This is a genomic window from Parafrankia sp. Ea1.12, assembly GCF_900465275.1.
Lineage (GTDB): Bacteria > Actinomycetota > Actinomycetes > Frankiales > Frankiaceae > Parafrankia > Parafrankia soli.
Genome location: NZ_UBIZ01000550.1, coordinates 1 through 21,443, shown reverse-complemented (window position 1 = coordinate 21,443; position 21,443 = coordinate 1). Strand labels below are relative to the sequence as shown.

Below are 21,443 nucleotides of genomic sequence, written 5' to 3'. Positions count from 1 at the left end.
CCGGGCTAACGTCGGGAGGGTGAGCGTCCAGCCCCCGCGAACACGGCCCGCCGGCCTGCCCGTCGACCTGCGCAGCGACACCGTCACCCGGCCCACGCCCGGCATGCGCCGCGCGATGGCGGAGGCGGAGGTCGGCGACGACGTCTACCGCGAGGACCCGACCGTCCGCGAGCTCGAGGAGCAGGCCGCCGTGCTGCTCGGGCACGAGGCCGCGCTGTTCGTGCCGAGCGGCACCATGGGCAACTTCTGTGCCCTGCGCGCCGGCGCCCCGGTGGGCACCGAGGTCGTCGCCGACACCGACGCGCACGTCGTCACCTACGAGCTCGGCGGGCTCGCCGCCCTCGGTGGCGTGCAGACCCGGACCCTCAGCGGCCTCGCAGACACGCTCGACCCGGCCGACATCGCGGCCCAGCTGCGCGCGTTCCCGGTCGCGCACAACTACAACATGGTCCGGACGAGCGTGCTCGCGGTGGAGAACACCCGGGCCCGGGCCGGTGGTCGGGTGTGGCCCCTGGAGCGGCTCGACCGGCTGCGGCTGATCACCGAGGATGCCGGGGTGGTCCTGCACTGCGACGGCGCCCGCCTCTGGAACGCGGCGGTGGCGCTCGACGTCCCGCCGCGCCGCCTCGGCGAGATCTTCGGGACGCTGTCGGTCTGCCTCTCGAAGGGCCTCGGCGCCCCGGTCGGCTCCCTCGTCGTCGGCGGCGCCGAGCACGTCGAGCGGGCCCGCGAGTGGCGCAAGCGGCTCGGCGGCGGGATGCGCCAGGCCGGGGTGCTCGCCGCCGCCGGCCTGTACGCGCTGCGGCACCACCTCGACCGCCTCGCCGACGACCACCGCCACGCCGCCGCGCTGGCCGCGACCCTCGCCGACGCGGCACCGCGGCGGGTCCACCCGGAGCGCACCGAGACCAACATGGTGCTCGTCGACGTCCCGGACGCGGCCGCCTTCTGCGCGCAGGCGGCGGACGGCGGTGTGCTCGTCGGCCTGGCCGGTCCGACGACGATCCGGATCGTCACCCACCTCGACGTCGACGACACCGCGATCCGCCGGGCCGGGGACGTCCTCGCCCCGCTGCTGAACGCCCTGCCACCAGCCGGTTCCTGACCGCGGCGCCGAGGTGTCAGGGGCCGTAGGCCCTGGTCGGGTGGATGAGGACGGCGGCGCGGCGCTGTTCGGCCATCACCCGGTCGTAGGTGTCCCAGTCGTCGTGGGTACCACCGGCGGCGGTGAAGATCTCCCGCAGCAGCAGCCGGAGACGCTCCGCGTCGACCTGATCGTGGGGGTCGTCGGGCCCGACGATCTCCGCCGTGCCCTCCACGGTGGCCCACCGCCACCCGGACCGGAACGTCGCGCTGACCTGCGGCCGGCGGCGCAGGTTGGCCAGCTTCGTCCGACCGTAGGTCACGAAGGCCACGACCGGCGCGGGCTCCCGCGGATCGGGCGGCAGCGGATGGGGCATGAACGCGGCGTTCACCACAGAGGCCTGGATGCTCCCGTCGGCGCGGCTGGTGGAGATCACGGCCAGCCCGCTCTCCGCACGCCCCAGCTCGGCTGCCGCCTCGAAAGCGGCCCTGTCAAAGGCGGCCCCCTCGAGAGCGGCGGAGTTGTACGGGGGGTCGAACGGGGCCACAGCCGTCCCTCGCCTTCGCGGTCGGTCCGCCCCCACCGGCACCGGACATGGTGGTGGGCGGTCACACACGGTCCGCGGCCAGGCTACCCAGCGGGAGCCGCGAAGCGACGATCACGAGCTGTGGCGGACGTCCTCAGGCTACGGATGGCTGACAGGCGCGCTGCGAGGCGGCCGCGTCCGGCTCCGGGGAGGGGGTCCGCGGGGCGCGACGGCTCAGGCGAGCGCGGCGCGGGCGGCCCGGCGGATCTCAGCGTGGACGTCGGGGAGGCCCGAGTCACCGAACATGCGCTGGGTCAGCACGATCACGGTCAGCTCCCTGGCGGGGTCGACCAGCCACGACGAGCCGAGGCCGCCGTCCCACCCGAAAGCGCCGCTGTCGTGCACCGCCTGGCCGAACGACCACGACTGGTCGTCGAAGTCGCCCGGGAGCAGCCCGCCGCGCGACCTCTGCCCGGCAGTGAGCTGACCGGTGGTCATCGCCCGGACGGACGACGCGGACAGCACCGGGGCGCCGCCGTCGAGGAACATCCGGGCGAACGCGAGCAGGTCGTCGGCCGTTGACAGCAGACCCCCGGCGCCGTCGCAGAACTCCGGCGGCCGGCCCCAGGCGCTGCCGGCGGGCTCGTCCCAGGCGACCAGGCCCGCCGGTTCGGGCCGGTAGGCGGTCGCGAGGCGGCGGAGCCGGCCGGGACCGGGCGCCCAGAACGCGGTGTCGTGCATGCCCAGCGGGTCGAACAGCCGGGCGCGCAGCACCTCGGCGAACGGTGCCCGCGCGGCGCGCTGCACCAGCACGCCCAGCACCGAGGCTCCGGTGTTGTACAGCCAGCGCTCCCCGGGCTGGGTGATCAGGGGCAGCGACCCGAGCCGCGCGATCCACTCGTCCGCGGCCGGCGGCGTCGCCGGGTCGGGCGGTCCGAACGTGGCCAGCCGTAGCCGGTCGGCCGCCTCGACGACGGGCCACGGTGCCGCCGCGGTGAACATCTCCCCGGCGAGGCCGAACCCGAAGGTGAACGTCAGCAGGTCCCGCGCCGTGATCGGCCGCCGCGCCGGGACGGTGTCGTCGAGCGGGCCGTCCGGATGGCACAGCACCCGCCGTCCTGCCAGCTCCGGAAGCAGCCGGTCGACCGGCTCGTCGAGGTCCACCAGCCCGTCGTCGACCAGGGTCATCGTCACCGCGGCCGTCATCGGCTTGGTCGTCGAGGAGATCCGGAACATGGTGTCCCGCGCCATCGGGGCGCCGCCGACGGCGAGGGCGCCCAGCGCCTCCACGTGCACGTCGTCCCCGGCCGCGACGAGGGCGACCAGGCCGGGGACGAGGTCGTCCCCGGCGTCGTCCCCGACGTGGCGCGCCGCCGTCCGGTGAAGAAGATCCCTGCCCTCGTCCGCCAACCGCACGCCCACAGTTCCTCCTCGGCTCCCACGCGTCGACCCGATGGTCCCTTCCCAGGTCAGACCGCCGTAGACCGCGAATTCCATCGGCGCGCCCCGGCCGACATCTCCCTTTGCATCCGGGGAGGGGAGTGCCGCGCAGCGGGGTGCGGAAGAGAAGACGCCCATGCGGAAATCCGGGCCGGTCGGTGGTGACCACCACCGACCGGCCCGGTCACGACTCCACTCAGCTGATCACCTCAGAAGATCACCCAGTTCTTGTCGTTGGTGTCGGCATACCAGAGGTTGGCGCACTGGAGGCCACCGTCGCGCCGGAGGCAGACCCGGACCGGCCGATGGGCGGCAGCGATAGCCTGCGGTTCGCAGCGCCTGCCCGTTCACGCTCGCCGTCGCCTCGCAGTAGTCCCAGGTTCCGGCCGCGCTGATCTCGTCGGTCGAGTAGAAATGCCTGTCCGCGTCCCCGCCCGGCAGCGGCACGGTGAAATCTGCGCGATCGATGGACAGGATGTCTCCGGCCCGTACCTGACTCCCGGATTTGACTTCGGCGTACGCAGCGCCGTTGATTTTTCCTGTACGTAGATCGATTATTACCCCGTGAAGCTCGGCGGGATAGGAGAGGTCTCCGATCCGTCCGTCTGCGGATCGGTTGCTCCCGCGAGTAGCCGGATCATGGTTTCCGCCGATCGGACCGAGCGACGGACCCCGGTGGTCGCTCGCCGGTAGGCTCCGGCCGCGGTGCCCGGTGGACGCGTCCTACGTACGGAGGCAGGGTTGACCCAGGCGGGGGCCAGAGAACTGGGTGAGTACCTTTCCCACCTCAAACAGCGCAGTGGCCGGAGCTATGCATGGATTGGCGTTCGCGTCAACGCGGGCCGGTCGACGGTGCAGCGATACTGCGTCGGCCGCACGGTCCCGACCGAGTTCGCGATTCTGGAAAAGATCGCGCGCCTGTGCGGCGCGGATAATAAGGAAATAGAACGACTCTTCCGGCTCTGGATGTCTGCGGTCGCGGTCGATCCGAGACGACCTGGGGATGCGGATCCGCCGCCGCCGGAGCACGAACCGACGGCTGGCGGCGCGCCCCGTCCGGCCATCGACGGCGGTGGCGTCGTCGGGTCATTGCCCGCCGCTGGCTGCGCTGACTCGGCCGATGCCGATGCCGATGCCGATGCCGATGCCGATGCCGATGCCGATGCCGACGGCGACGGCGACGGCGACAAGGCTGGCATCGGCATCAGATCCGCGGAGATCCGCGGCGTCGTGGTCGAGGGCGTGGCGGGCGGCCAACCATCCCTTCCGCCCGCCGGGATCTCCTCGGAGCCGACCGAGGCGCTCGACCCGCGCCGGAACCGCCCGCGACGGATGCTCGTGTTGGGTGCGTTACTGGTCGCCACCGCGGTCCTCGCCACGGTGTCAGCCGTGTCCCAGGGGTCCTCACCGTCCGTGGAAGCCGCTTCGGAGGGCGTGCCGGTGGCCCAGTGGATCGACGGACCGGCATGGACGCGGCCGTTCGCGCCTGTGCGGCCGACTCTGTTCGGAGTGACGGTCAACAGCGCGACCGGCTCCATGCCGGCCTTCCGCGTCGGCGCCGTCCGGCTCTGGGACAGCGGCACCCGCTGGTCCGAGATCCAGTTCGCCCGGGGCGAGTTCGAGTGGACGATCGTCGACCGGCAGGTGGCCGGCGCGGAGCACGCGGGGCTACCCGTCCTGTTCGTCCTCGGCGGCACACCCCCCTGGGCGAGCCCGGGCGGGGCGCGCGGGCTCTATCCGGACGGCACCCGTGCCACGCCACCCGATGACCTCGCTGACTGGGACGTGTTCGTCCGAGCCCTGGCCGAGCGGTACCGGGGCCGGATCGAGGCCTACGAACTGTGGGTGCTCGGCAACGACCGCCGCTTCTTCGACGGCCCGGTGGAGACCCTCGTCGAGATGACCCGCCGGGCAAGCCGCGTGATCCGTGCGGTGGACCCGGCCGCCAGGCTGGTGTGCCCGGGGATGGGGAACCTCGAGACACCGGAGGGCCAACAGACGCTGCGGCGCTTCGCCGAGCTCGATGGCTACGACCACTGCGACGCGGCGGGGATCAAACTGCATCAGCGCAGCGCCGCCGACCCACCGGAGTCGATGCTCGGCATGGCGATGACCGTCGACAAGATTCTGCACGACACCGGGAACCACCCGCCGCTGTGGAACACCGGGACCACCTACAGGATCCGTTCCCAGACCGCGCTCTGACGATGTCACCGCCCGCAACTACGCCGTGCGCTTCTTTCTCGCCGGCATCTACGCGCGGGATCTGAACCTCGAACGCATGTACTTCTACAACTGGGGCGGCACGAAGATCCCGCTGGTCCTACAGGCCGTCGGGGGCGCGCCGACCGGGGCGGCGCTCGCCGTCGAGCAGCTTCAGCGCTGGCTCCACGGCGCCAGCAGCCGGTCCTGCGGGCGCGGTGTGGCCGTCGGCCAGCCCGAGAACGTCTGGCAGTGCGAGTTCGAGGTGCGCGACGCCGAAGGAACACACAGCGCCTTCATCCGCTGGACCCATGACGGCACCGCCGCGACGACGGCCGGCCCGCGCACCCGGACGGTTCGCCATCTCGACGGCACCACGACCGAGACGACGGCGGGCGAGCCGATCCTCGTCGGAGAGGAGTCGATCCTCGTCGACCTGGAGGACTGACCGCCGCCTCGCCGATTCTCACGCCAGCACCGCCGGCCGGAGCAGGCTCTCAACGCGGCGGCGGCGCGGTTCGACTCAGGCGGGCGAGGGCGACGTCCATGACCTGTACCCGGCCGGGAAGCGGGCGGGTGCCGTCCCACCAGGTGATCGTGGCGATCTCCGCGTCGGGTGTGAACGGGTGGGAGGCACCGGCCCGTCCCGTGAAGACCGCGGCGTACTCCGTCCGGGACGGGGCGGCCAGGCCGAAGTGCGCGAGGCCCGCGAACACGAGCGCCTCGGCCTCGTACCCGGACTCCTCGCGCAGCTCGCGGACGGCTGCCTGCCGGGGTGTCTCCCCGGGCTCGATCGTGCCGCCGGGCAGCTCCCAGCACTCCCGGCGGCGGTCGCGGACCAGCAGGAGGTCGTCGCCCCTCCACAGCGCCACCAGCGCAAGCGGCAGCGGGGCGACGCCCGTGGCTTGCTGCTCGGCCACCCGCTGGAACGCCAACAGGACGTTTCCCCCGTAGTCCTGGGCCAGCACGGTCATCAGCGTCGGGAACGTGGACGTGGGTTCAGGGCACTTCCAGGTTGCCCTCGATCAGGGGCAGGTGCTGCAGGTGCTTCGCGTTGGACGCGATCGCCACCAGCGCGAGAGCCTGCGCGTAGGCGACCTTGCCCGCCTCGTCGAGCGCGTCGACGTCGATGTCCGCGAGGACGTCGACCGACATCCGTAGGAACTCCTTCGAGTCGAACTCCGTGCCGTCACCGATCAACGCGGGGACGCGGGGCGGGAGAGCGCGTTTGGCCATACCCCATGGTGCTTGCCGCCGCGTCCCCCTCTTGCCCGGACCCCCGATCGGCCCACCACATCACCGGCGTGCGGACCCCCGGGCCCGCCGACAGACCTCACCGAAACCGGGCGTACCCGGGAAAGCGCGGCGGGTGAGTGAGTCCATGGACCCACTCACCCGCCACGGTTCTGCTGGAACGGCCGTCATCAGTTCGGGCACGGGGTGCGGCTACACCATGGCTGTCCGGAGGGCCGGGCGGCGGCGGAGCAGGAAGGCCGCGATCAGCGCGGCCAGGGCGATCGTGACGAGCCCGTTCACGACCAGCGCGGTCTGGATGCCGCCCAGCGTCGCCTCCCGCGCCGAGTGGTCGCCACCCGCGGTGAGCGCGGACGTCCGGGCGGTCGCCACCGCGCTCATGATCGGTATGCCCAGTGTGAGTGCCACCTGCTGGGTCATCGTCGTCAGGCCGGTGGCCAGGCCCTGCTGGGTGTCGGGTAGCCCGGAGGTCGCCGTCACCAGGTAGGCGACGAGCCCGCTGGCGTGGCCGAAGAATCCGACGGCGGAGGCCGCCAGCACGAGCGACAGCGAGCTGCGGTCCAGCCCGACGAAGGCCAGGGCCAGCGCGGACAGGCCCTGGACGAGCAGCCCGAACACCAGGGTGCGGCGCGGTTCCACGACGGCCAGGACGCGCGGTGCCACCAGTCCGGCCACGAACGCGGCCGCCCCGGGCAGCCCGAAGATCAGCCCGGTCGTCACCGCCGAGTAGCCGAGGACCCGCTGCAGGTACAGCGTCATCAGGAACACGATCGAACTGCCCATCGCGAAGACGACCAACCCGCCGAGGTTGCCCCATCCGACGTGGCGCAGCCGCAGCACCTCCAGCGAGGCCAGCGGATGCGGGCTGGTCGCCTCTATCCGCCAGAAGGCGCCGAGCAGGACGAGCCCCGCGGCCACCGCGATCCACACCGACGGCCGGCCCCAGCCGTCCTCACCGCCGCTGGAGATGCCGTAGACGAAGGCGACCAGCCCGGCGGTGACGGTCAGCGCACCGGGGACGTCGAGCCGCTGGCGGACGTCCGCGCGGCCACCGGGGACGACCCGCGGCGCGGCGAGCAGGATCGCCAGCGCCACCGGAACGTTGACGAGGAAGGCCCAGCGCCAGCTGAGATAGCCGGTCAGCAGCCCGCCCACCAGCGCGCCCACGGTGAAGCCGGCCGGCAGCAGCGCACCGTTGAGGCTGAGCGCACGCTGCCGGACGGGGCCCTCCGGGAACGTCGTGACCAGCAGGGACAGCGCGGCCGGGATGGCGATCGCGGCCGCGAGGCCCTGGCCGACGCGGGCGAGCAGCAGCAGGGTCGGCCCCTGGGCGAGCCCGCCGAGCAGGGACGCCACGATCAGCAGCACCAGGCCGGTGAGGAACATCCGGCGCCGCCCGGCCAGGTCGGCGACCCGCGCGAACAGCAGGGTGAATCCCGCGGAGGGCAGCGCGAACGTGGTCGCGATCCACTGCAGGTCACCCTCACCGAGCCCGACCCCCGCCCCGATCGACGGCAGGGCCACATTGAGGATCGAGAAGTCGATCGCGAGCATGAACTGCGTCCCCAGCAGCAGCACGAGCGCCAGCCGCTGCCGCGGAGTCATCCGGTCGGGCCCCGCCGGCCGTCGATCCGCGGTGGCGGGCCGCCCGGTCGCGGACGGCGCGGGGTGCCTCGGGGCCGGCACGGCGACGCCGGCCGGGTCGGTCGCGTCCGGCGCGCCGACGGAGGCCCGTTCCGAGATCGCCGCGGGCATCGAATCTGTCATGCCCCGCACGATTCTGGACGTCGGCGGCCCTAGCCACGCCCCCGCCGTTGCCACCCCCACGGGTCCTGCCCACGGCGTGGATGGCACCGTCAGGGTGACGACCACCGGGAATAGCCCGGCGGCGGAACCCGGTCCTGGTGGTTCCTGGCACTGGCAGGGTCACCCTCGCCCCGTCGACTCGCGCGCCGCGCGGCGTGACAATGCCGAGCATGACCGAGCTGGGGGAGTTTCTCCGTTCGCGGCGTAACCAGATCACACCCGCGGACGTCGGCCTGACCCGCCCGGGTGACCGCCGCCGCGTCCCGGGCCTGCGGCGCGAGGAGCTGGCCCAGCTCGCCGGGGTGAGTGTCACCTACTACACCCGGCTGGAACAGGGGCAGAGTCGCAACGCGTCCGACGCGGTCCTGGACGCGCTCGCCCGGGTGCTGCTGCTCGGCGACGACGAGCACGCCCACCTGCGCACCCTGGCCCGCCCGGCGCGCGTCGCCCGGCGCACCGCCCGGCCGGAGAAGGTCCGCCCGGGCGTGCGGCTGCTGCTGGACGCGGTGCGCGACGTGCCGGCGCTCGTCATCGGACGGCGGACCGACGTCCTGGCCTGGAACCGGCTCGCGCACGCCCTGCTCGCGCCGCACCTGGACTTCGCGGCGCCGAACCGCTGCGCGACCCAGCCGAACATGGCCCGCCTCATCCTGCTGGACCCCCACATCCGTGATCTTTATGTGAACTGGCGGCGCAAGGTCGATGAGGTCGTCCGCTACCTGCGGCTGGCCTCCGGTCAGTATCCCGACGACCAGCAGCTCACCACCCTCATCGGCGAGCTGTGTGTGAACAGCCCGGAATTCGCGGTGAACTGGGCCCGCCACCAGGTGCGTGACTGCGGGCACGCCGTCCGCGAGTACCGGCACCCGCTGGTGGGCGACCTCGTCCTCGCAGAGGAGGTGCTGCGCGTGCAGGACGACTCGGGCCTGCGGCTGCTCGTGCTCTCCCCCGAGCCGGGCTCGGCGAGCGCCGAACGGCTCACCCTGCTCGCCAGCCTCACCGCCGCCACCGCCACCGCCGCCACCGTCGCCACGGCCACGGCCGTCGGCGAGCACCCCTGCGCCACGACTCCCGGCAGCCATCACCTCGCCACGACTCCTGGCAGCCAGCACCTCATCCCGTAACCACCGTCGCCTTCCCCACGCCCGCACCCGTGCCGTGGTCACCGAGGCCGGCGCGGTCGCGGTCCACCCGCAGCAGGTGGACGCCGACCAGGACGAACGCGGCTCCGGCCACGGCCTGGAAGACGGCCACCAGGGCGAGCGGAAGGACGTCCACCAGTGTGCCGGGCAGGGCCATCAGCAGGAGGAGCCAGCTCGCGACGGGGACGAACCGTTCACGGACGAGCGCCGTGGCGAACAGCATGCTGCCGGCGACGTAGAGGATCCCGGCGGTGTACACGGCCGGCATCGTCGGGGCGGAGTCCGCGAGCGCGTCGCGGACGGGCTCATCCAGGGGGAACAGCACGTACACCCGGGAGAACTCGATACCGGTCAGCAGCACCAGCCCGACGATGTTCGCCAGCGCGCCCAGGTCGAGCAGCCGGTTGCCCGGCCCGGCGAGGGGACCCGGCCTGCGCAGGCAGGCGGTGATGCCGGCGACGGCGAGCACCGCGAGGACGGGCGCGGCGACCCCGGCGGTGTTCAGCACGGCGTTCTCGCTGCCGGCGATGTCCACCGGCGCGTCGAGCAGGACGGCGGCGCCGCCCGCGATGCTCGCCGCCGCGGCCGCGAGCCGGGTTCGTGGCTCGACAGCGGGCGGGCTGGATGGGGTGTCTCGGTCGGTGCTCATGGTCGTCCTCCGAACGGCGGGGAGTGTCGCCCCGGCCACCGACCCTGTCTATATCGGTAGCCGGTACTCTGATCGCCAATATAACGGTAGACGTACTAGTGGGCAACGGGACAGCTGGCCGCCCCGCTGGAGGCGCGGGTCAGTGCGGGTCAGTGAGTTTCAGTGCAGTTCGGTGAGGCGGCGGCTTCCACTGCCGGTCACCGCCACCGCGATCGCCACTCCCGCCGCCATCAGCAGCCAGCGCAGCAGGAGCAGCTCGTCACGGTCGAGCGCCACGGCCCGCAGGGCGTCGCCGAGCTCCCCGAGCGCACCCAGCGCGAGCCGGCCGAACCACACGACGGCCGCGGCGGCCGCCAGCCGTGGATCCTGCCCGCCGAGCAGGACGCACAAGGCGGGCAGCAGGACGGTCAGGCCGAGGCGGAGCGCGACCGGTGCCGCCTCTCCCACGGTGCAGGTCGCGGCGAGTGCGAGCAGCGGGCCGGCGGCGTAGGTCGCGGCGACGCCGGCCCGGCGCGCGGACCGCGGCCAGTGCCGCACGGAGGGCCCGGCCGCTGCCGCCGGCCTTTGCGCCGGACGGCCCAGCAGCAGGCCCAGGAAGACCACGCCGAGGCCGGACAGCCAGCCGAGATCCCCGTACCCGCCGCTGTTCGCGGCGGTCAGACTGGCTGTGATCGTGACCAGGACCGTGAGCGCGGTTGCCGTCAGTGCGCCGGCCCGCCGCCCGCTGTATCCCAGTCCGACGCCTACCGCCCCGCTCACTCCCGCCACGGCGGTCCACCACTCGGGAACCTGACCAATCAGGAGAGCGGGGGTGATCCGGGGCGTCGCGCCGCCGAACTGTGCGGTCCAGACATCCACCGTCATGACGAGCAGTAACACCACCGCGCCGAGGTACAGGCCGCCGCGCCAGATGTCGACAGGCCCCGGTCCGGCGCGGGCCCGTGCGCGCAGGCGCAGCGCCAGCGCGGCGAGCGACCCGAGCTCGCCGAGGTGGGCGCGCCGGCCGCGGGTGGCACCGACCTCCGCGACGGTGAGCGCCACGTCGTGGGTGAACGCGGGGTCCACACCCTCGAGGCGGGCGGCGAGCCACCGCGTCGACGCGGCGAGCCGGCCGTCGCTCCAGCGTCCCAGCGGGCCGGGGGTGGACGCCGTCACGTGCCGCGCAACCCGAGCCGGGCCACGGCCAGGTCGGCGTTCGCCCGCAGCCTCGCGGCCTCCTGAGCAAGCAGGTCGGCACCGGTGTCGGTCAGCCGGTAGTTGCGGCGTGGCGGGCCGCCGTCCGACACCTCACCGTCGAAGGCGACGAGCCCGTCAGCCTCCAGGCGTTCGAGCGCGCCGTACAGGGTGCCCGCGCGGAGCCGGACGCGCCCCTGGGACATCTCCTCGACGGCCTTGATCACCCCGTAGCCGTGCAGCGGCCCGGGCCCCAGCGCGGCGAGAATGAGAAACGTCGGTTCCCGCAGCGGGACGGAGGCGGACACCCCGCGATCATACCGTCGACTGTGCCGCCCATCGGTATACCGGCGGCCGGTGATCGGCCTAGGAATCCTCGGGCGTCGCACAGGTGGAACGGGGCCGGGCTCCCAGGTGCGGATGGATCCCCGGGTGCAGCTTCAGCGTCGCGGCCACCCGGCGCAGCAGGCCGACGAACACCCGCCGCTCGTCGGCGGTCAGATCGCGGGCGATCTCGCCCTCCAGCGGTGGGAGCATCTCCGCGACCTGCTCCAGGAGTGCCGTGCCGGCCGGCGTCAGGTCGATCTCGAAGGCCCTCCGGTCCTGTGCGCTGCGCCGCCGCCGGACCCAGCCCGCCTCCTCCATCTCGTCGATCAACCCGACCATGTTGTTGCGGTGCATGCCCAGCGCGTCCGCGAGCTGCTGCTGGGTCCGGCCCGCGGCCGCGGTGGTCAGGTTGCTGAGCACACCGAACGCTCGCGGTGAGACGCCGAGCGGCGCCAGCCGGTCGGCGAACTCCTGCGCCGTGCAGGCGCCGACCTGGGACAGCAGGAAGGGCAGGGACGCGGAGTAGGGGGCCGCCGGGACGTCGCTCACGAGTCGGAAGTGTACCGTCCAGTGATTGTCATCTAAGGTGACAATCACTGGACGGGCGTTTGGCGCCGATTCTGTGTGATCGAGGTGGGGAGTGGCTGAGATGAAGATCGCCGTGGTGGGGGCGACCGGGCGGACCGGAGCCCTGGTCGTGGAGCAGGCACTGGCCCGCGGCCATCGGGTGACGGCCGTGGCACGCCGGCCCGAGGCGGTGCCGGCCCGGCACGACAACCTGCAGGTCGCCGCCGCGGACGTGCTCGACCGGGACACCCTCCTCCCAGCGCTCGCCGGCGTCGAAGCCGTCGTCTCGGCGCTGGGCGCGGCGGCCGGCAGGGAACCGACGACGGTGTACTCCACCGGCGTCCGCAACCTGCTCGCGGCGATGCGGGCCGGCGGCGCGGGCACCATCGCCGTGATCTCCGCGACCCCGGCGGGGCCGCGCGGCGAACTGCCCTTCCTGGAACGGCGGCTGATGATGCCGGTACTCGACCGTTTCTTCGGCGAGGCCTACGCCGACATGCGGCGGATGGAGGACATCCTGCGGACCAGTGACGCCGACTGGATCTCGGTGCGCCCGCCCCGCCTGATCGCCCGCCCCGGGACCGGCTCCTACCGCGTCGCCACGGAGGCGCCGCTGCCGAGGGCCCGCAGCATCACCTATTCCGACCTGGCCATGGCCCTGCTGGACGTGCTCGACCGCCGCGACCTCCACCGCCGAGCGGTAACCGTCGCGCACTGAACCGCCGCCGGCCGCCGGCCGGCACGACGTGGAGGGCCTCGGTGCGGGAGCGGTGTCTCCCCGCCGCAGCAGCGCTCTGTGCAGGCGGGCGTTCTCCTGGTACAGCCGTTGTAGTTCAGCCTGCCGCCTCCTTTATCTCAGTGGCAGGGGCGCGGTCACGGCGTATAGGGCCTTCGTAACAGGAGTCCTGCGAGGAACCCGTACGGCGGAGTCTGGAGTAATTTTGAGCGACGCGGGAAGCCGAGTGGAAGGTGGCGTCACAACGGTCATCTTCGGATTCGACCCCGGCTCGGATCTACAGTAGGGAGACGAGGGGTTTCTGTGTCGATTCCATTGTGGCGAACGGGTGTGGCTGGAAGGGTTGTAGCCGGAGAGTATGGTGGCCGTTATATCTGCATAGAAAAAGACAGGGCCGGAGCTGGTTGGCATATCTACGTCTCGGAGAATCCGCCGGGTGACCCGGGTGAGGGTTGGGATATTTGGGCCGAGAATGAACGCCGGATAGAAGAGTGGTTTCAGGATCTTGAGATCGCTGTTGAATGGGAATCTGGTTGAACGGATCTTTTTCGTCCGTACTCGGACTCCTGGCGTGCGCCGCGGTCGGGTGGCAGCAGGATCTGCGGGTCTTCGCCTGATCCCGGTTCTCTCATCAATGCTGAGGAGCACCGTGCCGGCCGGGGGCAGGGCTCCGGCAAGGCTGCGGGCTAGTAATTCAGGTTTCATGATCGCCTGAAGTGGTCGTTCGAGTTGGCGGGCGTGGGGGCATAGTGCCTGGGCGATGTTGGTGGCGCCGGTCAGGCGCAGGATGCTGATCGTCAGGTTGCGGAGGCTGGCCATGACCTGAGGGGCGTTGCCGGTGCTGGCGCGGTGGTCGTCCTCGTCGAAGGCGACGTCGCGGATCCAGTGCAACTGGTTCTCGATGGTCCAGTGGCCGCGGGCGAGGTCGTCCTCTCGGGTCCGCCGGTGTGGGGCCGCCGTCGGCGGGTGATCTGGACGGCCTGGACGGCGTGGGGGAAGTCGAGGCCGGCGCGGGCCTCGGTGGCCTCGACGACGCGGTCTCGGTGCGTCCATTTGTCTCAGGTGGCGGCGATTAGATTTTTGGTGAGAGTGGGTGATGCTTTGTCGGCGAGGGTCCATAAGACGACGTGATCCATGGAAGAATAGCACTTTACGAAATAGGCGTGCCGACCGCTTCGGCCTGCCCTACTCCCCATCCTCTGCCGGCATACGAAGGGATTCTGAAAGCGGGAGGCGGACTGGGCGGGGCCGCAAATTTTACCAGTGGTTTCGCTCGGTGGCGGGACCGCCGCTACTGTGCACCCTGATCGAAGGAATGCTGCTATGGCTGCTGACGGGATAGTACTGCGACCCCGCCTCTATAGTTGGGCGATGACAGTGCCAGCAATGGCCTTTGGAGCGATCGGCCTAAGTGGACTGGTAGTTTCCGCTGACGAGGTGGGAGGCGTAGGTGGCCGCATCTTCAAGCGGAGCTATAGCGACACTGAGTACCCTCTTGATTGTGAGACTAATTCGCCTTCGAGTCGTGGTGGGAGATGTGGGGATTTCACTTCACAGAATCCAAAACACCAGGAAATTCTCCTGGTCCGAAATAAATTCCACCTCCATTGTCGATCCGGGCGAAGTTCTTCCCTGGCGAATTCCCGTTCTATCGCTCGAGAATGGTAAAACTCTACGCCTGGATGAATATCGGAGCCTTCGAAATGACCCTTCGTTATCGATCGCCGAATCGGTCGTTCGCCTCTTGGTGGACAAGCGAGCAAACTACTACGGACACGGGTAATGAATCTGGGCGGCTAAAGGACGGTCTCGCGCTTTAGTGGATAGAGCCGTGAGCGCGGGCCCCGTACGATCCATCAATCATCGAGGTAGGTTCTGGTGAGGCATGTACCGACATCCCTGGCTCGAACCATCTTGACAGGTAGGGCCGCGACTCGGCGAGGCCGGTCGCCGGTGTGGTCCACAGTGAGGCAGCCGGAGGGCGCCGGCGCAGGTCATCGGGTGGCTGCGGGTACAGGCCCGTGGCTGGTGACAACGCCGACGGTGCCCTCGGCGAGCCGGTAGGACAGACCGACTACCGCACATCGTCCTGCGGCGACCTCGGCCGCGAGCAGGACTGATCGGCCGACCAGGCCGTCGACCGTCCGCCGGATATGCGTGCGCACGAACGCGTCGATGTCAGTGTGTCCGGCCGCCCGCGCCGACAACACACTCGGCATCACCCGCTCGACCACGTCCCCGAGATAGCCCGCAGGCGCGGTCCCGTCACGATCTGCCTCGGACGCCGCGGTGACAGCGCCACACGAATCGTGCCCGAGAACGACGACGAGTGGCGCGCCGAGCACGCTGACGCCGTACTCGATGCTGCCCAGAACCTCAGGCCCGGCGACGTGACCGGCGGTCCTCACCACGAAGAGATCCCCCAACCCCCGGTCGAAGATGATCTCAGCTGCCAGGCGGGAATCAGAACATCCGAACAGCACGGCGAACGGATGCTGTCTCGGCGCCACAGCCGATCGACGGTCAGCATCCTGGTTCGGGTGCAGCCGTTCACCGCGCACGAAGCGCGCGTTGCCTTCCCTCAGAACCGCGAACGCCTCAGCGGGCGAGGAAGCAGCGAGATTGAAATCGGGCACGCGCAGCAACCTATCTGGTCGGGCGCCGAACCGAACCCGATCACGCCAACGCCACCAGCAACCACAACCAGCCGGGCGCCGCGAAGGCCCGGTCGTCGAAGTGTCTCCTCCGGGTGCCGGGGCGTCCCTATGCCCGGTCCCGCCCCTCGAACGCGGCCCGCCATCCCAAACCCAAGATAGTCAACGCCGTTGACGGCCCGTGCCTCCGACTGGTGATCTTGCTGTTCTACCGAGAGGTATTTGATCTCCGTCGGGAATGGATGGCGCGACGAGCTCGCCGCGAACATATGCGAAAATGGTTTTCGCACCTCCACCAGTGATGACGTCACGGAGTGCGATTGTCGTCGCGCCAGCCATGAATGACATCGGGGGCGTACAGGGGATTGGCTGGGGTGACCCGGGTCGATGTCGGGCAGGGCGATGTCGGGTCAGCACGTGGATGTGGTCCCCTGCACGCCTTCCAGCCAGGCGCCTTCGAGGTCGGCGTGACACAGGTCCGCGACGAGGAGGTCGTCCCGGACCAGGCAGATCTCGTTGATGGGACGGCGCCGGGTGTCAGGGTCGTCCACTACGGCATGAGGGCCGCTCGCGCCGGAGGCCGGCTCCTGGCCTCGTTGTCGGATAGCCGTCAGCGGGTACCGGTCGGTCCGGCGAGTCGGGGCGGGTGCCGCGGCCGCCGGGCATCTCGTTCGCTGCGTTACCGCAGGTCAGAGTGCTGCGGTGGGGTCGAAGCCGGTCATGCGTCGGTCGTGTTAGGGCCCGGGTGGGCGTATCACTGCCAGACCGGGACCGATCGCGCTTTGCTACCATCCGGCACTCTAGGGGTGCCCGAAAAGGGGCACGGATGGTGATAGCGGGCGTGTCTCGCGCACCATCGTTCCGCGGGGCGGCGACCAGGAGGTCGGTCTGTGTCGGTCATCGACCGGGCTCGGGTGGCCACGGCACTGCCGGGGTACGTGCTCGGCCGCGAGCTGGGCGCGGGCGCGTTCGGTCTGGTGATCGCCGGGCGTCGACTCGCACCCGGCCCCGTCGCGCCTGGCCTGGACCAGGCGGGAGGCGACGCGGCGGGCGACGGCGCCGCAACGGACGTGGCCGTCAAGATCCTCGACCTGGGCGTGGCCGACGGTGACGGCCCCAGCGGGGCGTCCGCGGGCACCGTCGTGCTCGGGTCGGATCCCGGTGCCGGTCCGCCGCCGGCCCCGGACCGTGACCAGGACGCCCGGATCCTCACCCAGCTCGATCATCCACACCTGTGCCAGCTGCTCGACATCGTCCCCGCCGACGGGCTGCGGCTGCTGGTGACCGAACTGCTGCCCGGCGGGACGCTGGCCAGCCAGAGCCTGACCCCGCAGGCCGCGTGCGCGGTCGTGCTCGCCGCCGCCGACGCGCTGATGCATGCCCACGCCGCCGGCGTCCTGCACCGCGATGTCAAACCCGCCAACATCCTTTTCGCCGCGGACGGCCGGCCGAAACTGACGGACCTGGGCGTGGTCGGGCTCGTCGACGGGACGCCGCTGACCGCCGGCGGGGTCGTCGGGACCGCCCAGTACATGGCGCCCGAGCAGGTGACCGGGGGCCGCCTGGGGCCCGCGACGGACATCTACGCGCTGGCCGCGACCCTGTACGAGCTGCTGGCCGGGACGCCGCTGTTCGGTGCCGGCCTGACCGCGCCCGACCTGTTACGCCATCACTGCGAGGTCGTCCCGGCTCCGCCGCCGGGCGTTCCGCCACCGGTGGCGGCGGTGCTGGCCAGAGCGCTGGCGAAGGCGCCGGGGGAGCGGCACCGCACCGCCGGGCAGTTCGCCATGGATCTCGCCGCGGCCGCGCGGCTGGGGTACGGCGGCGACTGGCTGGCGCGGGCGGACGTCCCGCTGGCGGTCAGTGACGGGCTGCGCGAGCAGGGGTCGGGGCCCCACCCGGCGCTGGGACCGCCGGGCGCCACCGGCACCGGCACCGGCGGCACACCTGGCTCCGGCACCTCCGGGGCCGGAGCCAGCACAGGGGCCGAGGACGATCCGGCGGGGCGGACCACGAGGCTGGACCCGCCGCTGCCGCCGGTGACCTCCCTGCTTCCGGAGCCCGTGCCTGTCGGCCCGCCCGGCGCGTTCCCGCCTGCGGCGCCAGGCGAGCCGGCCGGTGGCGGCCCCGGTCACCAGGCTGCCGGCCACCATCCCGGCGGACCGTGGGCCACCCCCGGCGCCACGCCTGGCAGAGCACCCGACGCCGGCCCCGGCGGGCCTGAGGGACCGGCCGGCCGGCGGGCGTCCCGGCGGCGGGTGTGGATTGTCGGCGCCGCGGTCGCGGCGGTGCTGGCGGTCGTGGCCGCGCTGGTCGTCCCGCGGGTCACCGGCGACGAGCAGGCGGTCACCGGTGCCGCTCCGGCCAGCCCGCTGAGCGGTCCGGGTACGGCGGCGCCGCCGGAACGGCCGGGACCGCTGCCGCCGCCACCGCCGTACCCGGTGGTCACGGTGGCCGGGACGGGCGAGGCGGCGTTCTCCGGCGACGGCGGCCCCGCCGGCTCGGCGGCGCTCAACGGCCCGTTCGGGATGGTCGCGGACTGGGCCGGCAACATCTACGTCGCCGACTTCGACAACAACCGGGTCCGGCGGATCACGGCGGACGGGACGATCACCACGATCGCCGGGACCGGCGAGGCGGGCTTCTCCGGCGACGGCGGCCCCGCCACCCAGGCGCAGCTGCGTCAGCCGGCGGCGGTGGCGCTCGACTCGGCCGGCAACATCCTGATCGCGGACACGTTCAACCAGCGGATCCGCCGCGTCGACCCGGCCGGGATCATCACCACCGTGGCCGGTGGCGACGACCGCGGGCCCGGCGGCGACGGCGGCCCCGCGACCGAGGCCAGCCTCTGGTACCCCGGCGGGGTCGTGGCCGACCCGACCGGCAACATCTACATCGCCGACAGCGGCAACAACCGGATCCGGCGGGTCGGCACCGACGGGATCATCCAGACCGTGGCCGGCGGGGACGGCGAGGGCGCGTTCGGTGACGGCGGCCCGGCGGTCGACGCCCTGCTGACGTTCCCGATCAGTGTGGCGATGGACCGCCCCGGCCGGCTCTACATCGCCGACTCCGGCAACAACCGGATCCGCCGGATCGGGCTGGACGGGGTGATCGAGACCGTCGCCGGCACCGGCCTGCCCGGCTACTCCGGCGACGGCGGGCCGGCTACGCGCGCCACGCTGCGTTCCCCGCGCGGGGTCGCCGTCGACGCGCGGGGCGCCATCTTCATCACCGACCGGACCAACCGGCGTATCCGGCGGGTCGACCCGTCCGGGATCATCACCACTGTCGCGGGCACCGCCCACCCGGGCCGGGACGAGTCCGTCGACCCGGACGAGATGAGTCCCGATGGGCCGGTCGCGCTCGATCCCACCGGGGACGTCTTCGTCGCCGACCGGCGGCACAACCGGGTGCTCCACGTGGAGCTGACCGGCTCCGGGTAGCACCGGAGCCGCCGGCCGTCCCGGTGCCGGAACGAGAACCAGCGGACCAGCGGACCAGCGGACCAGACAGCCGGACAACCGACAGACCGGACGACCAGACCAGGACGGAGGGGAGCCGTGCCAGTCGTCGACCGCGCGCGTGTCGCCGCCGCGCTCCCGGGCTACGGGATCGGCGGTGAGCTGGGGTCGGGTGCCTTCGGGCTCGTCCTCGCCGGCTACCACCAGGAGCTCGACCGGCGGGTCGCGGTCAAGGTGCTCTCCAGCGGAGCGGCCGAGGCGGCGGCGGACTTCCGCACCGAGGCCCGGCTGCTCAGCAGGCTCGACCACCCGCACATCGTGCGGACCTACGACTACGTCACCCGCGGTGACCTGTGTCTGCTGGTGATGGAGATGCTGCCCGGCGGGACGCTGACGCACCGGGTGATGCGCCCCGAGGCCGCCTGCGCGGTCGGCCTCGCCGTCGCCGACGCGCTCGCCCACGCGCACGCCCACGGCGTGCTGCACCGTGACATCAAACCGGCGAACATCCTGTTCACCGACGCCGGCCAGCCGAAGATCACCGACTTCGGTATCTCGAAGGTGTTCGAGGGGTCGGCGTCGACGGCGAGCCGGGTGGTGGGCACCCCCCGCTACATGGCCCCCGAGCAGATCACCGGCGACCGGCTCAGCCCGGCCACCGACCTGTACGCGCTCGGCGTCGTCCTCTACGAACTGTTCACCGGCGCGTCACTGGCCCCGCCGTCGCTGCCGCTGCCGGTGCTGCTGCGCCATCACACCGAGGTCGTCCCGCCCCCGCCGCCGGGGGTGCCGGCTCCGCTGGCCGCCGTGCTGATGCGCAGCCTGGCCAAGCGGCCCGAGGACCGCCATCCCAGCGCCCGGGCGTTCGCGATCGATCTGGCCCGCGCCGCCACCGCCGTGTTCGGGCGGCACTGGCTCGACCGCGCCGGCATCCCGATCCACCTCGCCGACGACGTCCGCCAGATCACCACCCGCAGGTTCGGGCGGGCCCCGCGGGCCGACGACCATCCGTGGCGCGGTGCCGGCGGCCCGGGCCCGGCCGGACGGGTGCGTTCCCGGCTGCCCGCGGTGCTGCTCGCCGGCGGCGGATCCGGCGGCCGGGTGCCGCTCGCGGTGACGGCGCTGGCTGTCCTCCTCGCCCTAGTCGCCGGTGGCGGGGTCGGCTGGGCGGTGTGGGGCCAGCCCGAGCCCGCGCCCCCGGCGCCGCCCGCGCCGCCGCCGGCCTGGCAGCCGGAGCTGGCCACGGGCACGATCACCACCGTGTTCGGGGCCGGCTCGGACGGCTTCTCCGGCGACGGCGGTCCCGCCGTACAGGCGGAGTTCGACCGCGCCAGCGATCTGACCATCGACGCCCCGCGCGGCTACGTCTACGTCGCCGACACCGACAACCACCGGATCCGCCGCGTCGACCGGGCCGGCACGATCACCACGGTCGCCGGCACCGGGGCGGACGGCTTCTCCGGCGACGGCGGCCCGGCCACCGAGGCGCAGCTCGACGAGCCGACCAGTGTCGCGGTCGCCCCCGACGGAACCCTGTACGTCGCCGACACGCGGAACCACCGGGTCCGCCGCATCGGCCGGGACGGGATCATCACCACGATCGCGGGGCAGGACGAGTTCGGTTTCGCCGGTGAGGTGAGCGAGGACGGCCTGGCCTACTCGGGCGACGGCCTGCCCGCGGTGAACGCGAAGCTCAACTACCCCAACACCGTGCTGATGGAGACCGACGGGAGTCTGCTGATCGCGGACGGTGAGAACAACCGGGTCCGCCGCATCGGCCGGGACGGGATCATCACCACGATCGCGGGCACCGGCGCGGAGGGCTTCGGCGGTGACGGCGGCCCGGCCACGTCCGCCCGGTTCAGCTATCCGAGCGCGCTGGCCCGCGGCCCCGACGGCAGCCTCTATGTCGCCGACCAGGACAACCACCGGGTGCGCCGCATCGCCGGGGACGGGACGATCAGCACGCTGGCCGGGACGGGAAAGACGGGGTACTCCGGTGACGGCGGCCCGGCCGACCAGGCGCAGATCAACGCGGTCGGCGCCGACCTCGTCGTCGACGCTGCGGGCAACGTCTACCTCTCCGACCCGGGGAGCAACCGGGTCCGCCGCATCGCCCCCGACGGGACCATCACCACGATCGCCGGTACGGGGGTGTCGAAGTACTCCGGCAACGGCGGCCCGGCGACCGCCGCCGAGCTGGTGTACCCGGGCGGACTCGCTCTCGACCAGCTCGGGAACCTCTACATCGCCGACGGTATCGACAGCCGGGTGCGAGCCGTACGCCTCCCGCCGGGCAGCTGCGCCGCCGCGCCGGTGCCCGCGATCGTGGTGATGATCCCGTCCCGGCCGATGCGGCGGACCCGGTTGTTCTCACCGTCCGCGATCAGCAGACTCCCGTCGGTCTCCATCAGCACGG

At 72.2% G+C, this 21,443-nt stretch carries 18 protein-coding genes and 1 pseudogene; 7 read left to right on the top strand and 12 right to left on the bottom strand.

Annotation, left to right across the window (positions count from 1 at the left end):
• Nucleotides 1–19: 19 nt before the first annotated feature.
• The gene (locus FMEAI12_RS31195; RefSeq protein ID WP_112108838.1) at nt 20–1,105 is read left to right on the top strand and encodes a GntG family PLP-dependent aldolase; all 1,086 of its coding nucleotides are present in this window, start codon (nt 20–22) and stop codon (nt 1,103–1,105) included.
• A 16-nt stretch (nt 1,106–1,121) separates the two neighbouring features.
• Here FMEAI12_RS31195 and FMEAI12_RS31190 read toward each other — a convergent pair whose 3' ends face one another.
• Both FMEAI12_RS31190 and FMEAI12_RS31185 read right to left on the bottom strand, forming a co-directional pair.
• Complete coding sequence (locus FMEAI12_RS31190; RefSeq protein WP_368672128.1) at nt 1,122–1,547, bottom strand: TIGR03618 family F420-dependent PPOX class oxidoreductase; 426 nt, start codon at nt 1,545–1,547, stop codon at nt 1,122–1,124.
• 297 nt (nt 1,548–1,844) lie between these two features.
• Nucleotides 1,845–3,026: a serine hydrolase domain-containing protein gene (locus FMEAI12_RS31185; protein WP_200835469.1), complete on the bottom strand. Its 1,182-nt coding sequence runs from the start codon at nt 3,024–3,026 to the stop codon at nt 1,845–1,847.
• A gap of 765 nt (nt 3,027–3,791) precedes the next feature.
• Here FMEAI12_RS31185 and FMEAI12_RS31180 point away from each other — a divergent pair.
• On the top strand, nt 3,792–5,255 hold the full coding sequence (locus FMEAI12_RS31180; RefSeq protein ID WP_160144363.1) for a helix-turn-helix transcriptional regulator: 1,464 nt from the start codon (nt 3,792–3,794) through the stop codon (nt 5,253–5,255).
• A gap of 25 nt (nt 5,256–5,280) precedes the next feature.
• The gene (locus FMEAI12_RS31175) at nt 5,281–5,700 is read left to right on the top strand and encodes a hypothetical protein (RefSeq protein ID WP_112108834.1); all 420 of its coding nucleotides are present in this window, start codon (nt 5,281–5,283) and stop codon (nt 5,698–5,700) included.
• A 49-nt stretch (nt 5,701–5,749) separates the two neighbouring features.
• Here the strand turns inward: FMEAI12_RS31175 and FMEAI12_RS31170 are convergent, their stop codons facing one another.
• The 3 genes from FMEAI12_RS31170 to FMEAI12_RS31160 form a co-directional block, all read right to left on the bottom strand.
• Complete coding sequence (locus tag FMEAI12_RS31170; RefSeq protein WP_112108833.1) at nt 5,750–6,226, bottom strand: NUDIX domain-containing protein; 477 nt, start codon at nt 6,224–6,226, stop codon at nt 5,750–5,752.
• 25 nt (nt 6,227–6,251) lie between these two features.
• Entirely contained in the window at nt 6,252–6,488 is a 237-nt protein-coding gene (locus FMEAI12_RS31165; RefSeq protein ID WP_112108832.1) for a hypothetical protein, read from the bottom strand.
• Nucleotides 6,489–6,698: 210 nt separating this feature from the next.
• On the bottom strand, nt 6,699–8,273 hold the full coding sequence (locus FMEAI12_RS31160) for an MFS transporter (RefSeq protein WP_235014877.1): 1,575 nt from the start codon (nt 8,271–8,273) through the stop codon (nt 6,699–6,701).
• 209 nt (nt 8,274–8,482) lie between these two features.
• Here FMEAI12_RS31160 and FMEAI12_RS31155 point away from each other — a divergent pair, with 209 nt between their 5' ends.
• Nucleotides 8,483–9,436, top strand: coding sequence for a helix-turn-helix transcriptional regulator (locus FMEAI12_RS31155; protein ID WP_112108831.1), 954 nt, complete (start codon nt 8,483–8,485; stop codon nt 9,434–9,436).
• On the opposite strand, the gene FMEAI12_RS31150 is transcribed toward FMEAI12_RS31155, so the two are convergent.
• From FMEAI12_RS31150 to FMEAI12_RS31135, 4 genes are all read right to left on the bottom strand, one after another.
• The gene (locus FMEAI12_RS31150; protein ID WP_112108830.1) at nt 9,426–10,103 is read right to left on the bottom strand and encodes a hypothetical protein; all 678 of its coding nucleotides are present in this window, start codon (nt 10,101–10,103) and stop codon (nt 9,426–9,428) included. The genes FMEAI12_RS31155 and FMEAI12_RS31150 overlap by 11 nt on opposite strands.
• A gap of 159 nt (nt 10,104–10,262) precedes the next feature.
• Complete coding sequence (locus FMEAI12_RS31145) at nt 10,263–11,258, bottom strand: hypothetical protein (protein WP_112108829.1); 996 nt, start codon at nt 11,256–11,258, stop codon at nt 10,263–10,265.
• Entirely contained in the window at nt 11,255–11,584 is a 330-nt protein-coding gene (locus FMEAI12_RS31140) for a PadR family transcriptional regulator (protein WP_083391002.1), read from the bottom strand. The genes FMEAI12_RS31145 and FMEAI12_RS31140 overlap by 4 nt, the downstream gene beginning before the upstream one ends.
• A gap of 58 nt (nt 11,585–11,642) precedes the next feature.
• Nucleotides 11,643–12,152 carry a MarR family transcriptional regulator gene (locus FMEAI12_RS31135; protein WP_235014875.1) on the bottom strand — a complete coding sequence of 170 codons (510 nt, stop codon included), beginning with the start codon at nt 12,150–12,152 and terminating at the stop codon, nt 11,643–11,645.
• A gap of 100 nt (nt 12,153–12,252) precedes the next feature.
• Between FMEAI12_RS31135 and FMEAI12_RS31130 the strand changes: the two genes are divergently transcribed.
• A complete protein-coding gene (locus FMEAI12_RS31130) occupies nt 12,253–12,888 on the top strand; it encodes an NAD(P)-dependent oxidoreductase (protein WP_071063472.1) in 636 nt (211 codons plus the stop codon).
• Nucleotides 12,889–13,707: 819 nt separating this feature from the next.
• Here the strand turns inward: FMEAI12_RS31130 and FMEAI12_RS38845 are convergent.
• From FMEAI12_RS38845 to FMEAI12_RS36810, 3 genes and pseudogenes are all read right to left on the bottom strand, one after another.
• A pseudogene (locus tag FMEAI12_RS38845) lies at nt 13,708–13,830 on the bottom strand (ISAs1 family transposase); the annotation flags it as partial.
• Nucleotides 13,831–14,900: 1,070 nt separating this feature from the next.
• Nucleotides 14,901–15,542, bottom strand: coding sequence for a carbonic anhydrase (locus FMEAI12_RS31125; RefSeq protein WP_071063414.1), 642 nt, complete (start codon nt 15,540–15,542; stop codon nt 14,901–14,903).
• A 428-nt stretch (nt 15,543–15,970) separates the two neighbouring features.
• Entirely contained in the window at nt 15,971–16,111 is a 141-nt protein-coding gene (locus FMEAI12_RS36810; RefSeq protein ID WP_160144362.1) for a hypothetical protein, read from the bottom strand.
• A 339-nt stretch (nt 16,112–16,450) separates the two neighbouring features.
• On the opposite strand from FMEAI12_RS36810, the gene FMEAI12_RS31120 reads away from it, so the two are divergent.
• Together FMEAI12_RS31120 and FMEAI12_RS31115 are read left to right on the top strand one after the other, a co-directional pair.
• Nucleotides 16,451–19,006 carry a protein kinase gene (locus tag FMEAI12_RS31120; RefSeq protein WP_112108827.1) on the top strand — a complete coding sequence of 852 codons (2,556 nt, stop codon included), beginning with the start codon at nt 16,451–16,453 and terminating at the stop codon, nt 19,004–19,006.
• A gap of 117 nt (nt 19,007–19,123) precedes the next feature.
• The coding region (locus FMEAI12_RS31115) for a protein kinase (protein WP_235014873.1) at nt 19,124–21,443 on the top strand (2,320 nt) is incomplete at its 3' end.

What these genes read in the sequence shown, in the direction of transcription:
- FMEAI12_RS31170 (WP_112108833.1), bottom strand. Translation starts at nt 6,226, where the DNA reads ATGACCGTGCTGGCCCAGGACTACGGGGGAAACGTCCTGTTGGCGTTC.
- FMEAI12_RS31165 (WP_112108832.1), bottom strand. Translation starts at nt 6,488, where the DNA reads ATGGCCAAACGCGCTCTCCCGCCCCGCGTCCCCGCGTTGATCGGTGAC.
- FMEAI12_RS31160 (WP_235014877.1), bottom strand. Translation starts at nt 8,273, where the DNA reads ATGACAGATTCGATGCCCGCGGCGATCTCGGAACGGGCCTCCGTCGGC.
- FMEAI12_RS31155 (WP_112108831.1), top strand. Translation starts at nt 8,483, where the DNA reads ATGACCGAGCTGGGGGAGTTTCTCCGTTCGCGGCGTAACCAGATCACA.
- FMEAI12_RS31150 (WP_112108830.1), bottom strand. Translation starts at nt 10,103, where the DNA reads ATGAGCACCGACCGAGACACCCCATCCAGCCCGCCCGCTGTCGAGCCA.
- FMEAI12_RS31130 (WP_071063472.1), top strand. Translation starts at nt 12,253, where the DNA reads ATGAAGATCGCCGTGGTGGGGGCGACCGGGCGGACCGGAGCCCTGGTC.